Annotated in this window: 22 protein-coding genes; 3 read left to right on the top strand and 19 right to left on the bottom strand. The window is 43.1% G+C overall.

What is annotated here, in order from left to right; translation table 11 throughout:
• Window positions 1-32: 32 nt before the first annotated feature.
• Window positions 33-608: a glycine cleavage system protein R gene (locus V202x_RS27285; RefSeq protein ID WP_144990587.1), complete on the bottom strand. Its 576-nt coding sequence runs from the start codon at window positions 606-608 to the stop codon at window positions 33-35.
• A 270-nt stretch (window positions 609-878) separates the two neighbouring features.
• Between V202x_RS27285 and V202x_RS27280 the strand changes: the two genes are divergently transcribed.
• Window positions 879-2,174, top strand: a complete 1,296-nt coding sequence (locus V202x_RS27280) for an AI-2E family transporter (protein WP_145180262.1) — start codon at window positions 879-881, stop codon at window positions 2,172-2,174.
• Here the strand turns inward: V202x_RS27280 and V202x_RS27275 are convergent.
• The 18 genes from V202x_RS27275 to V202x_RS27190 all read right to left on the bottom strand — a co-directional run bounded on the left by V202x_RS27275 (window position 2,171) and on the right by V202x_RS27190 (window position 22,521).
• Window positions 2,171-3,376 carry a type II secretion system F family protein gene (locus tag V202x_RS27275; protein WP_145180260.1) on the bottom strand — a complete coding sequence of 402 codons (1,206 nt, stop codon included), beginning with the start codon at window positions 3,374-3,376 and terminating at the stop codon, window positions 2,171-2,173. The genes V202x_RS27280 and V202x_RS27275 overlap by 4 nt on opposite strands.
• 26 nt (window positions 3,377-3,402) lie before the next feature.
• Window positions 3,403-4,473 (bottom strand): type IV pilus twitching motility protein PilT, encoded by a 1,071-nt coding sequence (locus V202x_RS27270; protein ID WP_145180258.1) that lies wholly within the window; start codon window positions 4,471-4,473, stop codon window positions 3,403-3,405.
• A gap of 60 nt (window positions 4,474-4,533) precedes the next feature.
• Window positions 4,534-6,282 (bottom strand): GspE/PulE family protein, encoded by a 1,749-nt coding sequence (locus V202x_RS27265; RefSeq protein ID WP_145180256.1) that lies wholly within the window; start codon window positions 6,280-6,282, stop codon window positions 4,534-4,536.
• Window positions 6,283-6,299: 17 nt separating this feature from the next.
• Window positions 6,300-6,635, bottom strand: a complete 336-nt coding sequence (locus tag V202x_RS27260) for an STAS domain-containing protein (RefSeq protein ID WP_145180254.1) — start codon at window positions 6,633-6,635, stop codon at window positions 6,300-6,302.
• Between the two features lie 11 nt (window positions 6,636-6,646).
• Complete coding sequence (locus tag V202x_RS27255; protein WP_145180252.1) at window positions 6,647-8,149, bottom strand: sensor domain-containing diguanylate cyclase; 1,503 nt, start codon at window positions 8,147-8,149, stop codon at window positions 6,647-6,649.
• A 36-nt stretch (window positions 8,150-8,185) separates the two neighbouring features.
• Window positions 8,186-8,575, bottom strand: a complete 390-nt coding sequence (locus V202x_RS27250; RefSeq protein WP_145180250.1) for a PleD family two-component system response regulator — start codon at window positions 8,573-8,575, stop codon at window positions 8,186-8,188.
• A gap of 58 nt (window positions 8,576-8,633) precedes the next feature.
• Window positions 8,634-10,100, bottom strand: a complete 1,467-nt coding sequence (locus V202x_RS27245; RefSeq protein WP_145180249.1) for a sensor histidine kinase — start codon at window positions 10,098-10,100, stop codon at window positions 8,634-8,636.
• A 230-nt stretch (window positions 10,101-10,330) separates the two neighbouring features.
• Window positions 10,331-11,392 carry a tetratricopeptide repeat protein gene (locus tag V202x_RS27240; protein WP_145180247.1) on the bottom strand — a complete coding sequence of 354 codons (1,062 nt, stop codon included), beginning with the start codon at window positions 11,390-11,392 and terminating at the stop codon, window positions 10,331-10,333.
• Window positions 11,393-11,394: 2 nt separating this feature from the next.
• The gene (locus tag V202x_RS27235; protein WP_197993132.1) at window positions 11,395-13,746 is read right to left on the bottom strand and encodes a secretin and TonB N-terminal domain-containing protein; all 2,352 of its coding nucleotides are present in this window, start codon (window positions 13,744-13,746) and stop codon (window positions 11,395-11,397) included.
• Window positions 13,747-13,806: 60 nt separating this feature from the next.
• On the bottom strand, window positions 13,807-14,463 hold the full coding sequence (locus V202x_RS27230; protein ID WP_145180243.1) for a hypothetical protein: 657 nt from the start codon (window positions 14,461-14,463) through the stop codon (window positions 13,807-13,809).
• A gap of 123 nt (window positions 14,464-14,586) precedes the next feature.
• Window positions 14,587-15,195: a type 4a pilus biogenesis protein PilO gene (gene pilO, locus V202x_RS27225; protein WP_197993131.1), complete on the bottom strand. Its 609-nt coding sequence runs from the start codon at window positions 15,193-15,195 to the stop codon at window positions 14,587-14,589.
• On the bottom strand, window positions 15,188-15,925 hold the full coding sequence (locus tag V202x_RS27220; RefSeq protein ID WP_145180239.1) for a PilN domain-containing protein: 738 nt from the start codon (window positions 15,923-15,925) through the stop codon (window positions 15,188-15,190). Before V202x_RS27220 ends, pilO begins: the two co-directional genes overlap by 8 nt.
• A gap of 97 nt (window positions 15,926-16,022) precedes the next feature.
• Window positions 16,023-17,096, bottom strand: coding sequence for a pilus assembly protein PilM (gene pilM, locus V202x_RS27215; protein ID WP_145180237.1), 1,074 nt, complete (start codon window positions 17,094-17,096; stop codon window positions 16,023-16,025).
• Between the two features lie 38 nt (window positions 17,097-17,134).
• Entirely contained in the window at window positions 17,135-17,782 is a 648-nt protein-coding gene (locus V202x_RS27210; RefSeq protein ID WP_145180235.1) for a GspH/FimT family pseudopilin, read from the bottom strand.
• 18 nt (window positions 17,783-17,800) lie between these two features.
• Window positions 17,801-19,651 (bottom strand): hypothetical protein, encoded by a 1,851-nt coding sequence (locus tag V202x_RS27205; protein ID WP_145180234.1) that lies wholly within the window; start codon window positions 19,649-19,651, stop codon window positions 17,801-17,803.
• 100 nt (window positions 19,652-19,751) lie between these two features.
• Window positions 19,752-20,681: a type II secretion system protein J gene (locus V202x_RS27200; RefSeq protein WP_145180232.1), complete on the bottom strand. Its 930-nt coding sequence runs from the start codon at window positions 20,679-20,681 to the stop codon at window positions 19,752-19,754.
• On the bottom strand, window positions 20,662-21,261 hold the full coding sequence (locus tag V202x_RS27195; RefSeq protein WP_145180230.1) for a prepilin-type N-terminal cleavage/methylation domain-containing protein: 600 nt from the start codon (window positions 21,259-21,261) through the stop codon (window positions 20,662-20,664). Before V202x_RS27195 ends, V202x_RS27200 begins: the two co-directional genes overlap by 20 nt.
• Window positions 21,262-21,693: 432 nt before the next feature.
• The gene (locus V202x_RS27190) at window positions 21,694-22,521 is read right to left on the bottom strand and encodes a HEAT repeat domain-containing protein (protein ID WP_145180228.1); all 828 of its coding nucleotides are present in this window, start codon (window positions 22,519-22,521) and stop codon (window positions 21,694-21,696) included.
• Window positions 22,522-22,739: 218 nt separating this feature from the next.
• Here V202x_RS27190 and V202x_RS27185 point away from each other — a divergent pair, with 218 nt between their 5' ends.
• Both V202x_RS27185 and V202x_RS27180 read left to right on the top strand, forming a co-directional pair.
• Entirely contained in the window at window positions 22,740-23,966 is a 1,227-nt protein-coding gene (locus tag V202x_RS27185) for a protein-L-isoaspartate(D-aspartate) O-methyltransferase (RefSeq protein WP_315851526.1), read from the top strand.
• A gap of 276 nt (window positions 23,967-24,242) precedes the next feature.
• On the top strand, window positions 24,243-25,319 hold the full coding sequence (locus V202x_RS27180) for a YgfZ/GcvT domain-containing protein (protein ID WP_145180224.1): 1,077 nt from the start codon (window positions 24,243-24,245) through the stop codon (window positions 25,317-25,319).
• Window positions 25,320-25,323 lie beyond the last annotated feature (4 nt).

The following is a 25,323-nucleotide window of genomic DNA, read 5'->3' as shown; positions in this document are numbered from 1 at the left end:
CGTCTCAAAGAATTCTTGTCATTCACTGTAAATCAAAGTTTGAACATACGGGTTTGACTTTGTGAGCTAATAATGGCTGAGTCTGATTCACTGATGAAATCAACGGAAATGTTCAAATTACTGCAGATATTTTCCAGTGCGATTTGCAGATTCATGATGTCTAAAGATTTTGGGACAGCAATCTTGATCATCATTTCAAAGGTTTGTCCATCTTCAGAGCTGGTTGCCGAGAGGTCCAGAATATCAACGCCATCTTGCCCGAGTTGTGAAGAGATAATTCTGAGAATGCCTGAACGATTACTTCCAGAAATAGCGAGCAAATACTTGTCACACTCTCTCGGCGAAAGAATAGTGGGAATTTCCACATCCGGATCCTTGACACACACATCTACATGAAAGGCATTACAGATTCCTTCGATATGTTCTTGAATCAAAGTGGGATCACGCTGTTCAGGAAAATCGGCAGCGATCACAATTGAGAAAAAGTTCTGAATCATAGCAATGCTGGCTTCATGAAGATTTGCGCCCAATTCGTCCATGGCGGTTGTCACAGCTGCCATGATTCCGACACGATTTGCGGATAGTAAAGAGATTATATAGCGTTTCATATCAGACTCCGGTTCTGTCGATGTATAAACGAATTACGCCACACAAGTTTGCCTGTTATATCAGTAAACCAGCATTGTAGCGAATCGGACTTCAAAAAAGCGATATGTAAACAAAAATTATCTACATACCATCTTAATCGCTTGGAATCGAAGTTGGTTCTTAAAGCTTTCATTTAAAACAATATTGCTGTAAGTTGTTAAATATCAATGGTTCCGATCATCTGACCAATCAAATCATGCTGCCTGAACTAATTCGAATGGAAATGATTAATGGTACGACTTGTCTCTCTTTCCGTGATACTCTGTTTAATTCTTTTTTTAGGAATTACGTTTTTCAGAGTGATCATGCCTTTTCTATTGCCGCTCTTTCTGGCCGCTGTTGTTGCCATGATTAGCCAGCCGCTACTCAACTATTTTGTGAAACGAACAAAAGGTCATGTCAGAATTGCTGCAGGCATAACCACAGCAATTATTGTGTCAGCGATTTTTGTTCCGATGTGTGTGGGAATTTTTCTTGGTTCAGTCCAACTTTTTACTACTGTTGTGAACACATTGGACGAGGCTAACTGGAACAAAACCGTACAGAACGTCCGTGAGAAAGTGGAGATCAGTAATGTCAAATTCCATCAGCTTGTTGATTGGGCCGATCAGTATTTAGTGAAAGAAATCGACCCTACAGAACAGGGAAATAATCAAACTAGTACTGAAAAAGTGGACGAATTTGTTCGTAAAAACTTACAAGCAACATTACTACCCATTGCCAAGCGATCTTTGGGTTTTGCTGCATCAACGGTGGGTCTGTTAGGAAGTCTGATCTCTGCTTTGATTGCCTGGGTGATGTTTATCATTGCCCTCTATTATTTTCTCGCAGATGGTTACTCTCTGATTGAATCGACTCAGTCATTGATTCCCGTACATGTTGATTATCAAAAGAAATTGATCGATCAATTTCAAAAAGTTGTTCGTGCTGTTGTGCTAGCCACATTTCTCGCGGCATTAGGACAAGGTCTGACAACTGCGCTCGCATTGTATGTGGTTGGTTTTGACCATTTTATTATCTTCCTGATATTAGCAACAATTACTTCATTGGTTCCCTTAGCGGGATCCTGGTTAGTTTGGGTTCCTTGTGCTGGCTGGCTCGTGTATCAAGGTCATTGGGGTTCTGCCATTTTTCTGACGGCCGTGGGAACACTCGTTGTGGGAACGATGGATAATATCATCCGTACTTATGTTCTGCAGAGCGATGCCAAATTGCACCCGCTTTTGGCCTTCGTCAGTGTGTTAGGTGGCTTGCAAATGATGGGACTCTGGGGGGTGTTTATCGGTCCGATCGTTGCTTCCTGTCTTCATGCATTGGTTCAGATATTCAATACTGAATTGAAGGCGTTTTCGCAGGAAAAATTTCAAAATCAGGAACTGTTGGAGGCTGTGCAAGGAGAAAAACCAACGGAGAACAAATCGCAGTCTACTCAAAAAGACGATCGTCCAGAAGAAACATCGAAAGAACCAGCTTCTGAGAAACCAGTGGATCCCCCGGCTGAAAACAAAGACAAGCCAACTTCTTAGTGACTTGTGCTTAGCGTGAAAATAGGAAGTAACATCGCCAAGGCAATAAATCCAATAATTGAACCCATACAAACCACCATGACCGGTTCAATCAATGTAGTAGCTGATTTAATGGCAATCTTTACTTCTCGATCAAAGTAATCGCTTAGTTTATTTAACACCATCCCCAATCGCCCCGTCGATTCCCCAGAGGCAATCATTTGCTGCATGGTGGGAGGAAATAACGTTTTTCCTTCCAGTGCTTCATGAATTTGCTTGCCCGTTGTGACTTGTTCGCCGATATCTGCCCAACTCTGTTTGAAATGAGTGTTATCCGTGACTCCCGCGCTCAATTCGATGGCTTCGAGCATGGGAACTCCTGCATTAATAGTGGTTGCTAAAGTCCGAATGCTGCGACTAATTGCCAGTTTTTTTAACATCGTACCAAACACAGGCAACCGGATAATGGTCCAATCAATTGCAGATTTACCCCAATCTTTTGACCGAATGTAATATGCGGCCACTCCTAAAAGTACCAAAAATAGTATTAACAAATACCAATAAGAGGTAATCATAGTTGAGACAAACATCATGACTTTTGTTGGAGCAGGTACTGCTGCTCCACGTGCCGCAAACATGGGCATCAACTTGGGAAAAACATAAGTTAATAGAAAAATACAAACACCAATACACATCAACAACATGATGGCCGGATAGATCAGGGCACCTTTGACTTGTTGTATAGTTTCCTGTTCTTCTTCGGCTTGAGTGGCAATACGGCTCAACATTTGAGGCATTGTTCCACTGGCTTCGCTGGCCTTGATCAGATTGACGTATGTTTGGTCAAAGTATCGAGGAAAATCAGCTAATGCAGAAGAAAGATCGCTACCAGCTTCTACATTTTTCTGGATCTCTTCCAGTATAGTGCCTAGTGTCGGATTTTCGACCTGTTTGGAGATTCCCTCCAGTGCCATAGCAACAGGAACACCAGCATCGACCATGATGGCCAACTGATTGGTAAAATAAATGATTTCTTTCCGTGTAACACGTTTTTTGATCGAACTTGAAAGGCCTTCTTTGGAAAGTTCATCCGATTCTTCTAAAGAGAGCAGAAAGAGACCTTCCTGGCGTAACTTGATCACTGCTTCATCTCGGGAATCAGCTACCAATTCACCAGTCTGATTCTGGCCGTTTGAGCTTCGTGCTATATAAGTGAATTGCATGATTCAGCCTTTAATAGATCGCTACTTTAAGTCAGTAACCCCTGGGATTGTTCTTTGATTGATTCACCACGTAGTTCTTGCAAATGTTCATCAATGATTTCTGGATCTACTCTTCCATTTAATAACAGATCTTTTAAGGCCTGTTCCATGGTTTGCATTCCCATACGTCGATTCGTGGAAATCACACCTGGAATCAGATGAGTCGTTGATTCGCGAATGCTCGTTTGAATCGCACGGTTAATGACCATAATTTCTGCTGCGGCAACCCGTCCTTTGGAGAAAGCCGCGGGTAACAGTTGTTGAGTAATCACCGCTCGTAATGATTCCGCAAGGTGACTGCGAATCTGCGATTGTTCTTCCGGTGGAAAGACTTCCACGAGTCGATCAACAACTCCAGCGGCACTGGAAACGTGGAGCGATGCCAAGACCAGGTGTCCGGTTTCTGCAGCTTGAAGGGCAACTCGAATCGTATCTAAGTCTCGCAACTCGCCAATCAGAATCACATCAGGATCTTGTCTTAGAATATGTTTCAGTCCAGAAGAAAAATTGGGACAATCCTCTCCAATTTCGCGTTGCTCAATGAGCGACTTGCTATGCTGAAATTGATATTCGATCGGGTCTTCCAGCGTAATGATATGTTTTGAATCCCGTTCATTAATGGCTTGAATCATTCCAGCCAGAGTTGTGGATTTGCCGGAACCTGTTTGGCCTGTCACCAGAATCAAACCAGATTTTAAGCGGGTTAACTCTTCGACGATTGGTGGTAATTCCAAATTACTCAAATTACATACTTCATTCGAGAAACGACGAATGGCTGCCGCTAATGAACCACGTTGTACGTGAATGTTAAAACGAAACCGGCCTAAGCGTGGAACCGTAATAGCAAAATCGACATCTTGTTGCTTTTCGAGTGTCTCTTTCTGTTTGTCTTTCAATATCTGATCGCAAAGATCCCGGATCGTTTCAGGATCAAGCGGTTCCAATGCAGTGGTTTCCAGCTTTCCATCAATACGAAAAATAGGAGGCGCATCAGTAACCAACAAGATATCTGAGGCATCACTGTCAACAGCGGCGTGTAAAAGGTCATTTATTTCCATGTTTGAGTCGCTTTCTCAGACCTTAAAGTATTTGGTTTCAGTCGTATAGAAAAAGTGTTTTTATTGATTTATCAACGAATTTTGAGGAGCCCATGCTTCGTCACTCACCTTAAGTGCTTCCTCAATCGTAGTCAGTCCTTCTTGTGCCTTGCGGAGCGCATCGTATCTCAGGGGGATCATGCCGCTGTTTTTTGCATACTCTTTCACGGTAGCCACCGTAGGATCTGTTGTGATTAATTCACGTAGTTGATCATCAATCGTCAGTAGTTCATGAACTCCGATTCTGCCTGAAAATCCTGTGTTTCGGCAACGTTTGCAGCCACTACCTTTGTAAAATTCACCCTGGTCGAGTCCGGCACGCTCAACAGCAAGTTGCATTGACTTTGGTAATTCATATGGTGTTTTACATTTGGGGCAAATTTTCCGACAAAGTCGTTGTGCAAGAACCATGTTTACCGCTGCTCCAATTAGATAATCATCAACACCCATGTTAATTAAGCGCGTGATTGCTGAGATGGCATCGTTGGTATGTAGCGTGCTGAACACCAAGTGACCGGTCAGCGCTGCCTGAATGGCAATTTTGCCCGTTTCCTGATCTCGAATTTCACCAACCATGAGCACATCAGGATCTTGGCGTAACAGGCTCCGCAGAATGGATGCAAATGAAAGCCCGATTTTTTCGTTGACTTGAAATTGATTGATAACAGGAAGCTGATATTCGATTGGATCTTCGACAGTACATACATTCTTTTCGATAGAACTGACAGCGTTTAAAGCAGCATATAACGTGGTGCTTTTTCCACTTCCTGTAGGACCCGTTACCAAAATAATCCCATTTGGTTTTTCCAATTGTTCGGTGAAGTTTTCTAATACTTCTGAGCTGAATCCCAATTGTTCCAACGAAATGTTGACACTCCGATTGTCGAGAATTCGGATAACGACTTTTTCACCATTGGGCATTGGTAACGTACTGACACGTAAGTCTATTGGACGTCCCTCCATGAGTACATGAATTCTACCATCTTGTGGTAGACGACGTTCACTGATGTCGAGACTGGCCATGATTTTGATACGAGAAGAAACAGCGGGAGCTAAATGCACTGGTGGTTCAAGCGCCTGTTGCAGAACACCATCCACTCGATACCGCACACGTAATTGCTGCTCAGTAGGCTCGATGTGAATATCACTGGCGCCTTCGCGAACAGCATTGTAAACGATGTAGTTTACCAGTTTGATAATCGGACTTTGGCCGGCAAATTCAACATCAAAACCGATATCATCAATAGATTCTTCAATCAGTTCGACATTGGTGCCATTCGCATCATCGATGATATCATCGATCACAAACACATTCGTATTCGGCATATAGGTTTGCACCATACGTCGAATCTCTTTGGCGCTTGCAGCGACAATTTGAATTTCTGCTTTTGTTAAATCTCGTAGTTGATCAACTAAAAAGACATTCGTTGGTTCTGCAACGGCAACAGTTAGAACATTTCGTACTTTAAAGAGCGGGAGTACCGTGTGTTTTTCCACAAATTCGCGTGGAAGTTCATCAAAGACTTTAGAGTCGAACATCCGGCTATCGAGTTGGACATAAGGAATCCGAAACTCCAGGGCCAAACATTCTAAAACCTGTTCCTCGGTGCAATAATCATTATTGACCAGCAATTCACCTAATAACTGACTTCCATCGCCATTTGTTTGCTCCTCAAGCGCAGACTCTAACTGTTCTAGAGTAATATACCCTCTATAGATGAGTAGATCACCGAGTCGCATTTTAGGCTGTAATAAGGAATTTTTATTCATATCGAGGTACAGTTTATTTATTGAAAACTGGAAACCGCATCAATTACTGAGTCAAAAAGATCAAATCGTTGATCAAGCCTTGTCATTTCCAGAATTTTTTTACCGGGATCTTCCAAACCACTAATTTTGAGATTTCCACCTCGTTCGCGAGTCAAATCTTGTAAATCCAGTAGTGCAGTCAAACCTGCACTGTCTAGCAATTCGCTACGATCCATTTGCAGAACAACCTGAAAATGTTGATCATTTATGGCTTCTGAAAGCGCATTCACGAATTCTGTGGACGTATCATCCGTCAATTCGTCTGGTGTATGAGCAACCAACACAGTTCCAAAAATTTCTGTTGTAATCTGCATGGTATTTGAGTCTATGAACTAGGTTTTCTTGTCGAATTTGGAGCCATTCCTACCACTCGATTTCTGCCGTTTTCTTTGGCCTTGTATAAGTATTCGTCTGCAATTCGAACGAACTCGTTGGTATTGGAAGCAGGATGTTTATATTCAGTCACTCCAAAGCTGGCTGTTACTTGAAGTTGTTGTCCCTCAAACAAGATAGGACAATTTTCCAGTGTTTCTCGTAAGTCTTCAGCAATCTGCATTGCCTGTGAATACTCGTGATCAATCAGCACACCGATAAATTCCTCACCACCATAGCGAGCAACGATAGCATTTTCCGGCATCACTGTTTTCCAGATACGGGCTACTTCTTTTAAAACAAAATCTCCTGCCTGATGACCGAACGTGTCATTGAATGATTTAAAATGATCGATGTCACTCATAATGATACTGAGCGTAGTCGATTGTGCATCCGCTGTTTTTGTCAGTTGTTGCAGTTTTTCCTGGAAGGTTGCGTGATTAAACAATCCCGTTAAACCATCGCGACTCGCCATCTCTTCAATGCGTTTGAATAACTGAGAATTCTTAATACCCAAGGCATAGATATTCGAAAGAATATAAATCAATCTTCCAATCGTAGGAGAGTCAAGATCGACCTTGTCGATTATCAGCAAACCGATTAATTCTGAACCAACTGTCAAAGGAGCAATGGCATCCGGCATATGAGGATCTTCTTCCAAGATCCTTTTCAGTCGATAGTCCTGATCTGCATCGTTTCGCATCACAATCTGACGATTCTCGATCACCCATGCAGCAACTCCCTGATTTGAATCGGGTCGGTAATCCAGTTTGTCACGCGATCGAGCAGGGAGCGGATTTTTCAGAGCACGTACTTTGCTATCCCATAGATATACCTGACAATGTTCACATTGCAAAGAAGCTTTAGCAGTGCTGATGACGGTAGGAATCAGTGACTCATTAGATTGGTTGGTAGAAATACGTCGGCCAATATCCTGCAGTGTCAATAACAATAACGGATAGTTAACATCCTTCTCTGCAGAGTCCGTATCAGAAGTTTCATCTGATTCTGTTTCAGAAACTGAGTCTTTGTTATCGAAACTAGATGTGGATTCTTTCTGGGATTCATAGAGCCGACGAACCAATTCATCGTTTTGTGCATCAAACTGAGAAATGGTCCCTCGCAGTTTGCCGATATAGAGATCAATCAATAACGTCATTCCTACGAGTACAGCAGCGCTCAGGATGCTGAAGAGATAAGTGGTGTTAACTTCACTGAGATCGGTTCTGAAAAGGATTTCAGCAAAACAGGCGCAAACAGCTAGTACAGTAATCGTCCAGTAACAGATCCGAGGTGAAGACACTGCTGCCAGAATCGTGGGTAGCGTGAGTAGTAGCAACGGAGCTGCACCAAGTGGCCAGTCCATGTACGTACCCAGCAAAACGGCGAGCGGACAAAGGCAAACTACCAACAGTGCATAGGACCAGAACTGGATGGCAGCATAATAATTTCGCATGGTAGATATTTTCAGTAAGTTTATATTGTTGGGAGTCTAAGCAATCACATCATTAGTGATGTTGAGGCTTTCTTGGACTTGTGTTAATAATTTTTTGGGGCTAAAGGGCTTCACCATGACGTTATTTATTTTTAATGTTTGCATATATTCATCATGATCGAATTCAAAACCTTTACCGGTTAATAACGTAACAGGAATGGTTTGTGTACTTGGAAAAGTGCGAATTTTTCCACAGAGTTCCAAGCCATTCATACGCGGCATTTGTAAATCGGTGATAATCATATCCGGGGCTTGTTGTTGAACTTTTTCCCAACAACAGAAACCGTCACGGAAGCCTTCGACTTCAAAACCTGCTTTCTTGAGCTTCATTGAAATTGCTCGAACAATATGTGAATCATCATCACAAACATAAATGAGAGGAACCATTTTTTACTTTCTTTGTCAAATAACTGTTTTCACTTGGAACTTGTTTGAGCTGTGTTCCTCAGACATTCACTGGTGAGGCGACCTGCCTTACTTTTTTCTTTTCCTGGTGACCCAGCGGAATAGTAATATTAAAAGAGGTCCCTTCATTCACCTTGGACTGAACTGAGATCGAACCATTGTGCACATTAGTAACAATAAAGTGGACTAATGCCAGCCCCAAACCAGTCCCGGCTGCCGAACTATTGTTTTCGGGAACTCTATAGAATCGATCAAAAATATGGGGTAAGGAGTTTTCCGGTATACCCATCCCTGTATCGCGAATTTCAATCACAGCAGAAGCATCTTCCATTCGACTCCGCAGGCGTACTTCGTGTCCGTTAGGTGTATATTTAACTGCGTTCGATAAAAGATTGATAATCGCCTGACCTAACATGTCATTGTCTACATGCACGGGTAAATAAAGATCACTTAATTCTGTGATAAATGTAATGTCTTTTTCTGCTGCATTGGGGGCGATTACATCTGCGGCGGTTTTCAAAATATCGTTTAACTCATGATCGTGTCGTTTGATTTCAATGACGCCACTTTCAATTCTCGCAAGATTGAGCATGCTGTTTACCAATCGCGTGAGACGATCAATCTGATCATTCATAAATCCGTATAGTTCTTGTGCTTCCTGTTCATCACAGTCACCATCCAGAAGCATTTCGACATAAGCTTTGATTCCCGACATCGGTGTTTTTAACTCATGCGCTACTGAGGACACAAATTCAGCATGTCTCGTTTTTTCATTCTGTTCTTCACCAATATTTTCAACGACAATCATTGTACCCAGTATTGACTGATTTTCATCCCAGAGATTAGTGGCAACAGCTCGATAGTAACTGGTAATATCATTGGATGCGAGTTCGAATTCTGCTCGTCTGCGAAGCGTGGCGTCTCTACGTTCAATCGTCTTTGTGAGTAGTTTGGCTAGCTCGGGAATAATGGCATTATTTATTAGTGCTTTGCTGAGTGACAAGCTGGAGTCTGAATAGTTTTGGTTTTGCTCATCCTGGTCCATCAGAAATGGATCAGCGGCAGGATTTGAAAATTCAAGCTCATGTTGCGCGTCAAAAATCAGGATTCCATAATCCAGTTGTTTGATCACGGATTCCATTAGAAGTTCTTTTTTGAGAGAAGTATTCAAACGGGCCTTGAGCATCGTTTTAACTTGTTTTGTGGAAACTAAATCGTTATCAGAATCCTCGATTTTTTGAATTGCTTCTGCAAAAATATTTCCAAAAAAGTTTTTATGCTGGAAGCCTGGGCGTATTAAGTCTGGATTTCTTAAATAGGAAGCGATTTGATCGCGGTCTTGTTCTATTGTTTTGACCAACCAGAACCAACCGGCTAACGATGCAATCAGCGAGATTACGAGCGCAAATAACGGGCTCATAAACTGTGTAGATATCAAGAGGCTATCTAAGCAGCTCACTACTAACAGCAGCAATACGAGGAACCAGTATTTACTATAGCTTTTCATTGCCGATTACTTTCTCAGTAGTTTTTACGTTCTACTGAAATCGAAGAACACATAAACGTCTTCCAGATCAAGAGATAACTTTTCAGACCTCTAGCGATGAGAGAGGGAGGTATCTCACTACCTAAATCTAGGTTACAAAATGCAGGTTGTCCAATTCTGTAATCGAGAATGGAATGAACAAATCAAGAAGTACTGATTTGTTCATGTTTTGCATTAAGCAAGGGGCTCGCCTATTGAGCGGGCAGCAAGGATGCGACTTGCAATAGAGTGGGGTCAGTAGGCCACTTTGTACGGGCTGTATCGATAATGGTTTTTGCACTGATATTCTGACCGCGGTTTATCGCACATAATCCTCGTAATATTTCCACGTGGAGTAATTGACTTTTATGGTTAGCGGATATCTGATCAAAAAGGTGCTGGGCCTTCTCAAGGTTCCCTATGCGTAGCGCTGAATCTCCAAACGCAATCATTTCCGAAAGTGAAAGTGATTCTGGATCGTTTTTCTGACAGAGAGAAAATTGTTCAAATGCTTCGGAATAATGTTCTGAGTGGTACAGACATCGAGCAAAATGCTTCCGCCAGACATGATTTTTGGGGAAGTGATTTACAACCATGGCATAATAGATTCTCGCCTGGTCCCACTGCTGGTTTGCTTCACAAACGCGACCTAGAGCAATGGGAAGCCGACGACTGCCCGGCGTGGTGTGTAAAGCCCGTAAGAGTACATTCTGAGCTTCGTCAGTCATCCCCGTTTGTTCATAGAATGCCGCCAATTTGAGAGCATAATCTTCATTATATGGTTTTAATTCAATAGCGCGTTTCAGACAGGAAATACCTTCCTCGGTTCGTCCTGCCTGAAAAAAGAGAGTTCCGATGGCACTCTGTTTTTCGGAATCATGTGGGCTTGCTGCACGAATCGCGCGCAATGACTGTAGAAACTGGTTTTGATCTCCCATGTCATATGAAAGCTGTGCTTCGATTTCGAATGTACCAATATGACCGGGGTCTATCTCTCGAGCTGATGCCAGAAGAATTTTTGCTTGTTTTAATTCACCATTCGAATAATGACCAAGCGCCTGCTGGACGAGCTCATTTGCCTTCAGATTGAAAGGAGAATCACTCGTTTTTTCTACGTTAAGATTTTCCTGCTGAGAGTCCTTAGTTTCCGGTGCCTGATTCATTACAGAAGACGAAGTGGAATAAGGAACGAGCTGACAACCACAGCAGAGAAGCGGAGCAAAGCAAAACAGTTGAAGCAGAGATCGTAAGTAGGAACAGTTATTGGAAGCCATGTTTAAGGATCTCCTTCCAGCGAAGGAATATGTACTTCTGTCGCTTGTGTAGGGGGTAGACCAATCAGGCTTCGATTTCGATTTTTCAATGCTTCTTTGATGTATTTTTGTAATTGAATCGCTTCGATATTGTTCTTATCGAGGCGAACTGCAGTATTGATGTGCAACTTTGCTTTAGGCAAGTTGCCGATTCTCAGATATTTTTTGGCTTGCTTGATGTGTGATTGAACAATGCGTACCTGATTGATGGGCAGAAAGTTTTCTTTAAACGCTGCGATGCGTTCTGCTGCCTCGTACTCTAGTGTTTCTCCCTCAGCCCGAGCTGCCTCAGCATGTATGATGCGGGGAGTAATCAGAATAATCAGTTCCGTACGTCTGAGTGTTTCCCGTTGAAGACGAAATGCATTGCCAATCACAGGAATCGCCCCTAAAAAAGGGACCTGATTTTTTGTATTATTGGCTCGTTCTTCGATCAAACCACCGATGACTACGGTATGGCCATCGCGAACCATGACATTGGTAGTAACCTCTGTTGTTTGTAAATCCGGCAGGTCCGTTACCTCACTGATTGTAGCAGTACTTCGTTCCGGATGAATTTCCATGCGAATTTGTCCATCGGGGGTAATAAAGGGACGCATGTTGAGAACAATACCCGAGTCCAGAAAGTTGACATTCTGAATCGAGGTATTTCCATTTTGTGTGATGGTGGAATAACTGATTCGATCGCCGATGATCAATTCGGCTTTCTGTTTGTTTAAAGCACGTAGCTGAGGTGATGCGATCAGGTTCGTTTCGGTAATGTCTTCCAGGGCTTCGATGAATCCACTAATATCACCGCGCAAAAATCCGTATTTCAGGCCAGCGACGTCTGCAATAAACTGTCCTGTCGGTGGAACAATTGAACTCGCACCAGAGCCTGGAAAACCACTGGAGTTGTTTAAGGTCTGACCGTTGCCATCTACAAGCAAGCTTCGACCATTATCTCCCAACATCGCAAAGTTCACGCCGAATCGCATGTCATCTGTAAGCAGCACACTGATGATCATGGCTTCGATGACGACTTGCATTGGAGGTACGTCCATTTTTTCCAGTAAATGGTCAACTTCTTCTATGATTTCAGGATAATCGCGAACAACAATGGAGTCATTCTGTGCAAATGAGTCACCGCCAGCTTGCGTTGCATCGGGCGAGATACCAATTTCACTGGGAGTAGTTAATGAAACAAGCCCGACATTTTCTGTCAATAAAGGTGTAATCAGGTTTTGTAATTCTTTAGCGCTCACATAGAAAGGAGTATATAATTTCGTGATCACCTTGCGGTTGGACTTTTTTTTCTGTTCCATTTCTGCCTGTGTCATCACGTAAATAAACTCACCCTCTTTTTCTGAAGTTAAATCGCGCGAACGCAAAATCGCATCCAGAGCTTGTGCAGGAGTGACGTTCTTTAAATTAGCGGTAATCGTACCCGTCACGCCCTGCCCCGCTAGAATGTTTGTTTCGGAAAGTTCCCCAAGCATATCCAGAACCTGCATAATTTCTGCATCTTGAATTTGTAAAGAAAACGTTTCCTTTGAATCATTGTTAGGGCTCACTTTGAGAAGTGGCTGATTCTTTTTTTTAGTAGTGCCCTCGGACTGTTCCGTTTGAGGTGCTTCAGTGCTCTGCGGAGTTGTTTTTTTCTCTGCATCAGTTGAATTTGCTTCCGACTTTTGCTGCATGCTGTCCAGCTTGCGTTCTAGATCACGCAACTGATTCATTTGCTGCATCTGTTGAAGTAGTTTCGTTGCCTGTTCCAGCCGGTCCGTATTTTGTGCTAATTCTATGTTGGATTGTTGACGAGATTGGAGTTGCAGATTCGCGAGCCGATCGACTTGTTTGGTCAAACTAGCCAAACGCAGTTCCATTTTGGAAGGTTCTGACTCACGCGTTTTCAGGTCTGAATTGGAAGCCACATTAAATTGTACAGAACGTACTCGCTTTACATCAGTTTCAGGAGCAGTGGAAATTTCGATTCCAGGTTCAACCAGAATCCGCGATCGGGGTGTTTTCTTTTGAAGTGAACCCGTTTGCGTTTGAGTCTCTGGAAGTGTCGCTGCTGTTTGCGGAGTCTGTTGCTGTGGAATTGCTTTCGTGCTCGTATTCAGATTTGAAACAGATGTCTGCGGTTCCGCTTCTGGCAACGCCATCTTTTTGCTGACAACCAACCCAATCTCAGCGCGTTGTGTTTTCGCCTGATGTTGAGGTGAAATAAATAGAGCATGAGGGGTTTTGACATCAGTCATCGCGGCAATCAATAGCAGCGATAGCCCAGTCAGTGTTGCCCAAAATGCAGGTATAAAAAATTGTCTTTTCATGTTTCGACCATCATCCATGATCGTTCGAATCAATACTATTAGGCCAGTGATACGAACTATTTATTGTGCAAATTTGATAAATGCTGAAGGATCGTTCTGAATTTTTAGTTCAAATTTTTGCTCACCTTGTCTTAAAGTCACGTTTCGGGCTGCTACTCGTTCTAGTACGTATGTCACGTTTTTATGCTCGAATGTTTTGCCTTCGTAGAGCATCTTGTTATTGATAATCGCCGCTCGTCGGTTTTTTCCGATGATGGTTGTCTTTAGTACAAGATCTTTTGGCAGAACCAAAACTTCTTTTTTGACTTGTTGTTTTGCATCGCTCTTAGCGTTAACAGGTTCTTCCGCAAATAAGATAGGTGGAGAAAATTGATCTCGATTGACGGCGAAGGGATTTTTTTGAACCGCTCCCATTTGAAGGGATTGAACTAATGGATCTGACTGCATCAATGAATCAAACTTTTCCCAGGAATGCCTTACTTCTTCTACCGTTTCATCTTGCGCGAAACTCATTTCTGTTTTGACGGGAGGGCGCGGTGGGACGGCGACAGATTTCACTTTTTCAGGAACAATGGCAGCACCAGAAGTCCCGCGGACTGCACGATAGAGAGGTGGAATCCAGAAATACAATCCAACCAAAAATAAGAGGCACAACACTAATGTTTTCTGCCAGCTTACTTTTAAGTCATGTAATAATTGTTGACTGAATGATTTCACGGTTTGATTACTACTTCAAAGAAATGAACTTAGCAGGATCTAAAGTGCGTTAAATACTTTCAAATTCGGAACGTATTTCTTCTTGGATATGAAATTTGATGGAACTTGAATCGGAGTGTGTCATTATCTGTTATCGGCTGAAAGAAACGCATTGCTAATCCTGTTTTCGGTAAAATCCGAAAAATCTGTCTGGTTATCGCGTAATACGTAGACCGACAATTCTACAATTCCTTTAACAGACCCTTCATTTGCCCCATTTTGTTTTGAGATTGAAACATCTGAAATAGTAAACAAACGTTGCTCTTGGTCTAACCCATTCAAAAAATGAACCAGGCCGCTATAAGGGCCTTCAACATTTAACACAAAAGGCTGTCTTAGATACGTTTCTTGTGCAACAAACTCTCCCGGGTTTAATTCCGAAACGGTCAGGGAAGATTGTTTGGCAAGTAACGCAACCCTTTGTAATACTTCGTGTGTATCTCTATCTGACGGGATTCGTTTTGTGAGCCTGTCAATAAATGCTTGCTGCTGATTTAACTGCTGATGAAGTTGTTCCAGGTGTTTAACCTTTTTAGGAATTTCACTAATTGATTGTTGAATCTCTGTGATTTCTTTTTGCAGTTGTTGTTTATTTTTCAAACCTGGTAGATAGACAACAAAAGTAAAAACAGCAACTACTACAGCAAGGCTGATAATTGTGATTAAGCTGTCGCGACGTAATTTTTCATTCATTTTTGAATCCTCCTGTGATTGAGAGGTCCAATCCAGCAGTACTTCGGTGATTGACCTGTGGAACATACATTCCTGGTGCGTTCACGACCATTCGAAGGCGGAATACACGCATAGGTTGACCTTCAAAAGCCATTTCATTTGATTGAACAAGATCGATTTCTCGAAATAGTCCCAGCTGATCCAGATTTGACATATAATGCGAAATCGAAAGATGATCGGGAGACATTCCCTGTACGTTGATGACTAAATTCTCTCGTGCGTGCTGCTCTTTCAAGTTTTGCAGATCTACCAGAGCAGGTATCATTTCGGTTACGTTTTTATCGGGAACTTTATTCGGTATTGATTTCTTTTTGACAAAGACTTTTTCAAACGAGAAGTGAAATTCGTCTAAAGAAACAAACTCTGGTAGCGTATTGCTGATGATGGACAACAACTGCGCCGGTGATTCATCCAGGTGAAGAGCGGCAAGCAAGTTAGCTCGTATCTCAGTAATTTTGATTTTTTGATTGAGTTGATCCGGGTCTTCCAGTTGTGCGTTCATAAGGCGCGCACGTTCTTCCAGATCTTTTTTTTGTGTAAGAAGATTATGTTGAATTTCTCTTTGGCGTACCGTTCCCAAAGTCACCAGGACAAGGAAAATCAGAACGATAGTCCGTCGCCAGATTCGATTCCGGTGACGTCTTCGTACTTCGCGATAACTTGCTGGTAAAAAATCTATTTCAGGTATCATGGTTTTACCCTTTGCGGGCTCATTCCGGATATCTCAGTTTCGTCCGGTGTTATGTAAAAAAGTTAATTTCGGTATGCATTATTTCAATTTGGTCAAATCATGAATTGCTTTTTTCTTTCATGGCCAATCCCATCGCCGTAGTCCATCTACCAGGACGTTCCAAAATCGAAGTTGATGTCGGCCAACATTTCAGACTTTCAAAGGGATTGCCCATTTTGCATTCTGTACTTAAACGATCCGACAAGAATTCAATCAACCACGGACTTGATTCATTTCCTGTGACAATAAGCTGATCCAGTTTTTTCCCGCGGAAGGTAACTTTGTAATACCGTAAGCAGTTTTCAACTTCCGTACTGATCGTTTCCAAAATGGAACGAATCGAGTCGATAACCGAGCGGTGCAATTCATCGCTGGCATCTAATGTTGGTGAATTGGTAACGATCTTTCGAAGGCGAATTGCTTCTTTCAATGGCAGGTCAAGATTTTCTGCAACAGCATGGTCGAGGTGGTTGCTGCCTTGCATAATGTATTTCAGAAATAATACGTTTTGCTGATCCGCAAAAATCACAGTTGTGGCGGCATCTCCAAAATTGAGATAACAATTGGTTGCATTCGTTTGCACGTCGTTTGAAGAATTATGAAAGCATCGGAGTGTTGCTGATGGTTCTACATCAATGGCGACTGCTGTCAAACCGGCTTGTTCTAACAGGTCCAGATGTCGTTTCAGGATTCCAGTATGACATGCTAGAAGAATGACTTCCTGTTTGGTATTTGATTCTTGTCGAACTTGACCGGCTGGCAAATGACGCAACTCTGCTTCTGCTAACGGATAAGGCAGTCGCTCCTCTGCTTCCCATGCCACAACTTTGGCAATTTCATCTACAGGTAATTGAGGCAGTCTGACGTTTTGGATAAATAGTTCCTGCGACCCCAGGCAACTGATCACGTGACGCCCTTTAAAATGATGGTCAGATAAAATCTGACGTATCTGGGCGGCAATGTTTGCATCTCGCTCCTCGATCGACTGTTTTTCATCTAATTCGAATTGTTCTTGAGCGATGGCATGGACGACACGGTTTTGGCGCGATCCCGCTAATTGAACCAAAGTGGCAGAACTGGGGCCCAGTTGTAAGCCAATCGGACTGTGTTGTGAACGTTGTATAGAGATCATGATATTTTCTCAGAGTTAATTTGGCTCGATTAATTCGTTTATATTTGTATGTCTTCAATCCATGCTTGCCCGGTGATCCAGGAAATCGTAATCGGAATATAAAAAGTAGTTCCATTTCTGACTGTTGACAGTATAAGAACTGTATCTTCATTTCGACCTGGCCCTGTGCCTCCCTGAGGTCCAAATGCAAGGTCACTCACATTAGTTTCTGATGTTTTTAGTTGGACTTGTCTGAGAGAAACCTGGTCTGGCAGATTCATAGATTGTATTTGAAATTGTTTGATATATTTATCAGATGCAGCGGCTGTACCTGCCAGATGATCTTGCGGAACAGGCAGATTACCAGATCCCGTATGTTGGATTTCATATGATTGTGAATCCAAACTAAATCTGACCGTGTATTCCGAGTTAAATTTAATGGCATAACTGCGTGCCAGACGCAAATCGGCGGCCACTGCACGGGCAGTCGTTTCCAGTGAATGCGACGGACTGGTTTCTGTGGAAACGAGAGCGACAGAGAGAAGAATCGAGATCAACATGATGACGATTAGTAGTTCCACCAGCGTAAAGGCGGCTCTTTCTGAAGAATAACATTGATTTGCGCGCAGCAAGTTCGCCTGCCTTTTGCTCATTGAGGCAGGCGAGTATTTCTGCCATTGATATTCATTCTGATGAAACTTCTGCATAAGATTTTATTTAGTGTTCTAGGGAGATTCACTCCAATCAATCAGTGACCAGCGGTATCCGGAATAGTCGGCATTAGCTTCTCCTCCGTCATATGGTTGAAATAACGGTGGTTCCCATCGGTATTCATGGTCTACCAGATGTTGAATGTGCAGTGTGGGTTCGAGGTTCAATCCGTACTGTTGATAATAGGAATCCCAACCAGGGTAATTCAGCGGAATTTCGAGCCATTCGCTGAATCCAATCAGCGAATATCCTAAAATAACTCTGAGTTGATTTTCCAAGTCCCAGAAATATGCTCTATTATTCCAAAGCGAAGAAGACAAAACCCATTCGTTCAAGCGCCTAAAGTTAAACCTTTCTGCACAGACAGGGCCACGTATTTGTGAAAGTTCTTGTTTATGTAGCCTGATTCGATAACCGGTTGGTGCCACATGATTGATTTCACCTCGAATCGTTAATTGCTGATTTTGATTATCAATACCGACGATTGGGTACCATGTACCTGTTGTTCCCGTATTTCCTGACCCCGATGTGCTTAGCCAGATGGCATAGTTTCCATCAGCGGTCAAATTTCCGAGGAACTGATTTTCACGAAGTGAGACAATACTGTGAGGTTGTTCTATCGAACTTACGGTTGCAGTTCCCGTGAATTGAATATCAGAAGCATCCGGATAAGCGACAGAACCTCCGCCCCCATCTAAATCGTCGTGGCAGACAACGGCACCTTCAATTGTGGTTTGTGTTTCTCTTTCAAAATCAATCTTGTCAGCTACCAGTGTAGGAATTCGAGGCCAGAGATCTGAGTCTGCGATGATTGGTGTGCCATCCATACCTTTCCAGTTGAAGGCAGTGATGTAAATCCCTTTTCCAGAAAAAGTGATTCTGGATGTAGAGACGAGTGTTCCCTGCACAATGACATTGTCATAAACATAGAGACTGCCACTCCGGTAAAAGATTCCCAGCGGATTATCTGGAGTGGGGCCTAAAGTCACGTTATATAATGAGGAACCAAGTGCAACAGCCTGATATTCCGGGCCACCAGCATAGAGTCGGTAGGTGGAAAAATGAGAATAGTCCGGACTGGGAATAGTCAATGCTTGATCAGTGGTTGACCAGCTTACTTTGAGATTGGAAAGATCGTTCCGAACTGAAGAAGAGGGTGTTTCATAAAACGTAATATTTCCTGCGATGGGATGAGGATAATGAACTGTCGCATCAGAAACATTTGTTGAACCAGCGGGAAATGTCACGAACCGATTTCCCAGGTCCTGCATGAACGTACTACGGATGGACGAACTCCATGCTGGATCGTCATACATATTCAATCGGTCATCTAGCCAGAGATTCCCGTCAATCCGATCACAGGGATCGAGGATGAGTGAATTCGAACCGCGTTCTGCAAACAGAGCGTATTGTGTAATGAGATCGAAGTGGCCGGCATTCGGAATTGAATCGTTCGCGTCAGCAGAATCTCCCGGCAGTATTGTTCTTCCAGCCAATCGGGGTACCAGTTTCACTTTCGCTGTGATTTGGTATTCAGACCGCATGTTATTATTTGTCGCAGACGTCCACACTCCCAGAGAATGAACTTCAAGTTCCAAAACAGAATCGAGAGTATTACCAGACGCAGCAAACGAGACGGTATAAGTGCTGCTTCCATCAGAATCAGATTGAAAAGTACGTTGATACTGATCACGGACTCCTGCCCAGTCAAGCGAGTTCATCCGGTTAAGTGCATCAGTCATACCAGCGCGAGCGGCATTCATCGCCAGATCACGCTTTGAGCCATTTTCAGAGATTTGTGTGAGAATACTTTGGGTTTGAATAAAAGAGTAAGTCAAAACCAACGACATACTTAAAGTAAACATCACCAAAACCAGGGATAGACCCGACCGCGACGCGCGCAGTCTGTACGATAGACCGTGCTTTCTAACACCGTCAAGCGATTTTGAGATCACTGTCACTTGCTCATGGTGTATGCGCATAATACCTCGAACTTGACCCAAAAAATGGAAGTGCAGTTGACGAATTAATGTCGTTCAGTGATGAGCGTTCTGTCGATTCAAACTGCATTTCATAATTGATGGTTACCTGACGTAAACCACTGTTGGCACTCGCTGTTCCCTGTGGCCAGGGGAGTTCCATCCATGCACTGGTTCCCGGGTTCACTCCGCTCAGACTGGCGTCAGAAGGAGTTTTAATGATTTCAAATCGAATGTTACCAGTAGATGGCCCCCAAGGGCTTCCCGACAACATAAATTGAGTCTTTTTCACACGGTTACTCAACAAAGCAGATTCTGCGGAGTTTGATTGAATGACAGATCGGATCGTACTGTTGAATGAAGGGCTATTGAAATCAATTGTGGAATTGACACCAGGTAATGCAATCTCCACCAAGTTGTGAGAATCATTTGGATCAATGGTATAAATCAGTAATTCATTGATGTTGGGAAGACGTGCTAATATACCATTATTGTTGATACCTCCATTGCGGCCGCCTGCCCAGACTACGAGCGTGTTTGCGATATCCATACTGTTCCAGGAGTGGGTGACGACTGCCAATCCTACCTGAGGAGGCTGACCACTGATTTGATAAACGCCTGCTTGCGAGACCATCATTTTTATACGATCAAAAGCCGCAGTGACCTGTGCTTGAGAATCTTCAATACCTTTTGTATGGCTCCAGGCAGATTGTGTGGCTGTCACAATGCCTCCAAGAGCCACGATCAGGATGGATGAGATCGCCATCGCCATGAGCAACTCAGCGAGTGTTAACCCACTACGAATGCACCACGACCTGACTGCGCAAGAATGCACAGAGCCCTTCTCAATCTTGAGAGGGCTGTTTGCATGCTCGCACAATTCTGCGTTCAAATTATCAGGGAGAGAGTGGTACATAACTAAAAATTCGTGTTGCTTCTGATATTGTGTGACTCGGCGCACTCGAACTGGCCGCTAATTTGGTTCTTACCGTAACTCGGCGAAAGTCTGTATCATCTGTAGTAACAATCCAGCCAATGATGTTATCTGGTCTGATTCGTTCTACGGTCACTTCTCGCGTCAATCTGCTTAAGAATTCTGTATCCGGAATCAGGATGCTGGGACGTGCAATGGGATAGCGTTCCAAAATGGTGATCGGTTCGTTACCCAATGCGAACCCGTCTTTGTTTACCGGAGGTGAAGCAGACCAGTTGTGATAGTCATCCAGATCATCAAAATCTTTTCGCGAACTGCTTCTGGCAGGGCGTGAATCACTGGAGGTGGGAAATCTCGCTGCGGCGAGTTCATCCAGCAGTTGGTCTGTCAGCCCCGCTCCAATCGTTTTATTTAAGGCGGAGTAAGTAGATCCAAGAGAAGAGCCAATGGCTGAAAACAGCGCAGCTCCGGCGATCGCTGTAATTGTCACAGCGACTAAAGATTCAATCAGAGTAAATCCGGTGCGGCGGGATCGCTGCAACCATCGTTTTCTGGTTGCCATGAGCTGTTCCAGTTTTAATTCCGCTTGAGGGTGCCTATCTGCATCGCGCTAGAAGCCTTTCCAAACGTACCATGCAGCATCTATGTTTCAAGCACCATCAAGTTAGGATGGTTCAAAGAAAAAAGTGCGGCAAGGTCCCCTCAAAGCTCCCAGCTTTCCTTGCCGCACTGTAGATCCTCGCCCCGATTTGAGGCGGAGGAAAATAGTTGATTGTTTTGTTGAGAGATTTTTCAGAACCTCTCTGTCAACAAAAACTAGGTCACGTTGATCATTAGTCAAACGGAATTGGGAAAGATCTCTGGAAAATAGATTTTCTCCGATATATTTCGGAAGGAGCGCAGTGCTTCGAAGATAGAATAATCAGAAGAATTACTGCAATTGGCACATTTAGACCCTTAGTAATGCGAGGCTGAAATAAACTGATTTCAGCATTTACTGTTTGGATTTTTCAATGAGTGATTTGGAGGAAAGCGCCGCCTCTCGCAATAGCTCATTGGTATTAGAGTCATCAATCAGCGTTTGAAGATCCTTTAATGTCTGTTTTGCCGGGTCACCAATCTGCCCTAGAACTTTGATTGCCGCAAGTTGCACATCAGCGTCTGAATCGTTCAGAGCCGCTTTGATGGCTTTGAGTTGATCATCGGAATGGGGATTCAGACTTCCTAATGCGTAAATGGAGGTAAGGCGTGTATGAGGATCTTCATGCTTTGATAAGGTAATCAAAACAGGGACCGCCTTGCCTTGATACTCAGGAAAGTGAGTGAGCGTTGAAGCCGCATTGACTTGGATAAAAGGAGAATCTTCCTTTAGCGCTTTTTCAAGCGCCGGGGCTGCCTCTTTCGCTTCTGGTCCAAGTCCTGCCAGATACATACTGGCCAGTTCCCGTGCGGACAATTCAGGATTTCCTAATTCTGCGATCAGGGTTGGTACAGCGGTTTTTCCAAAAGCGCTCAACTGTTTATCTGCTTTTAGCCATTCATCAGGTTCCGGTTCATTACGGATTGCTACCAGTTTTTGAAAGACTGCCTTCACTTCCATTTGAGGATCGACAGGTTCCACACTTGTGATCGCTGTGCCTTGAGACGATTTTGTGGTTTCTTGCAGATCAACGGCCGTTTGCTCGTTTTGATTATGGGGGGCAGTCTCAGAAACCCGATCTGAAGTAGAGTCAGAAGATCCGCATCCTTGAAACATCCACACACAATAAAACGCACAAACAATGCTTGTTTCTTTAAAGCCTTGCATGCTTCTTGAGTCCATTCTTCCATAAATCCTTTAAAAAACAGGTGTCTTTACCAAATCATAGCGGATTCTCATTTCTATGTGGATAGAGAATACTGGTGTAGGAGCCAATCTCCTGATTCGTGCGATTTCTTGAAAAATCAACATTAACGGTGATCTGCCTGCAGTGCTATAATTTGCTTGTATTCTATTTTTAAGGCTTGTGACTTAACACAAATCTGCAGCGAGGGTATTTCATGAAACGGATCATGAATTTTTTGTTATTGAATATCGTTCTTTGTGTGCCGGTAATGTATTCATTAAAACCAGCATGTTCGCAAAGTAGATCCTACTTTCGTAATCAAAGAAATGAGATGGTATCTCGTTATATCGAGGGGGAGGGAATCAAAAATCAAAGAGTGCTCTCTTCAATGAAGCAGGTTCCTCGCCATGAGTTTGTCAGTTCCAACATGAAAAATCTGGCTTATCAGGACCTGGCATTACCGATTGGTTATAAACAAACCATTTCTCCTCCCTTTGTTGTGGCTTACATGACAGAGACCATTAATCCACAGCCAGAGGATAAAGTTCTAGAAATTGGAACCGGCAGTGGTTATCAGGCAGCAGTTCTTTCAGCATTGGTCAAGGACGTTTACACAATTGAGATTGTAGAAGGCTTAGGAAAGCAGGCTGCAACGCGTTTGAAGCGATTGAAATATAAGAATGTACATACTCGAATCGGCGATGGATATCTTGGTTGGCCGGAAGAAGCGCCATTCGACAAAATCATTGTGACTTGCTCACCCGAAAAAGTTCCTCAGCCGTTGATTGATCAATTGAAAGAAGGGGGAATGTTACTCATCCCATTAGGAGAACGTTATCAACAGGTTTTCCATCTGTTCCAGAAAGAGAATGGGAAACTTAAGCAAAAACGGCTGATCCCAACTTTATTTGTACCAATGACCGGTCGTTCTGAGGAAAAACGCGAGATCAAACCCGACCCTCTCAATCCGCAAATCATTAATGGTGATTTTGAAGTGGATGCCAATGGAGATAAAAAAGTTGATAACTGGCATTATCAACGCCGGGTTACTTGGGTCAATACGGGGGATAGGGCGAGGTCTGCTTTTTTACAGTTCGAAAATGATTCACCAGGAGGATTATCTCAAGTTTTGCAAGGCATGGCCCTTGATGGATCAAAAGTGAACGCACTCGAAATTAGTCTTCAAGTGAGTTATCTCAATACGAATCAAGGAGTGAAACGCATTCAAAAACCAGGATTCATCATTCATTTCTACGACAAAATTCGCCGTAATATCGGACAAGCTTATATCGGTCCTTGGGTTGGAAGTCGTGACTGGCATTTGGAAACGAAAAAAATTTCCGTGCCCCCCCAAACTCGAGAAGCGATTATTCAGGTAGGATTAAATGGTGGAACAGGTGTATTAAAAGTAGACAACCTTAAAATTGAACAGACGAACTAGTAGCTACTTCTAAAACCGAATTTAAAGACCAAAATCCTTGATTTTCAAACAAACGTCACGAGCCTTAAAATACGCATCAGTGAAATTCACATCTCTGAAATCATTAAAAACCAATGAATTCCCGTTTCTACTTGATGGAAAATGAATTAAGGTATAAACCTCCAACGATAAGATATGTTTCTTAAATAAGTGGTTCTTATTTAGAAAAAGCATTGCTATCGTAAACACGCTCGCAATCTCTACACATATACTAACTTATTTATACATGGAAATAGGATGCCATTACGTCAGTTTCAAGTACTCCAGGAATCTTGGGGGGGTGTCTTTTCCGATCTCGACCAGGTGTACCCCGTTGTTTCTCACTTTGGATCTCCAGAGAAAGAATATCAGAGTGCTCACGAAATAGCTGCACTGTTTGATCTAAGTAATCGCGACCAAATCGAACTTAGTGGTAAAGATCGTGAAAAGTTCTTGCACAATTTTTGTACGAATGATATCAAAGGTTTACAGCCCGATCAGGGTTGTGAAGCATTTATCACGAATGTGCAAAGCCGCATCTTAGGGCATATTTTTGCATTCCATCATGAAGACTCGCTCTGGATTGATATGGCGCCCGGGACGAGCGAGTCAATTATTAATCACCTGGATCGCTATATGATTCTGGAAGATGCTCATATCAAACAACGGACTCCGGAGTATGGTAATTTGTATCTGTCTGGGCCCCAATCTTCGGACCTACTCAATCAACTGGGCTTCGACGTCGATTCGCTTTCCGTGAACCAACAACTGCGAGGCAAGAGTTCAGATTTTGAACTTACAGTTCGGCGCGTTGATTGGTTGCTTAAGCCAGGATATCTTTGTTGTCTGCAGTATGTAAAAATAATGGATTTCTGGAAGAGTCTGGTTGATGCAGGCGCATGCCCGGCAGGTCAGAACATATTCGACGCCTTACGAATTGAAGCATTGTTTCCCATTTATGGAGTGGATCTTTCGGAAGAAAATCTGGCGCAAGAGGCCAACCGAACAGAGCAAGCAATCTCATTCAAAAAAGGTTGTTATTTAGGACAGGAACCAATAGCGCGCATTGATGCTTTGGGACATGTGAATCGTGAGTTAAGGGCAATCGGAATCGAACAAAAGTGGGTTCCTCCTGTGGGGTCCAAAGTAATGGCAGGAGAATCAGATAAACTTATGGAAGTCGGTACGATTACTTCTTCCGCTCAATCTTTCGGAAAATTTCCTTCAGTAGCGATGGCGATGGTCCGCCGTGATTCGAATGAGCCGGGCACAGTAGTCCAGATTGTTTCTGATCATCAGGAAGTGCCAGGCACCATTTTTACATCTCTTGATTAATGAG

It is taken from the genome of Gimesia aquarii (assembly GCF_007748175.1).
In the GTDB taxonomy this organism is placed as follows: Bacteria; Planctomycetota; Planctomycetia; order Planctomycetales; family Planctomycetaceae; genus Gimesia; species Gimesia aquarii_A.
Note: the sequence above shows the minus strand (reverse complement) of the source record. Positions and strands in the feature narration are given on the sequence as shown.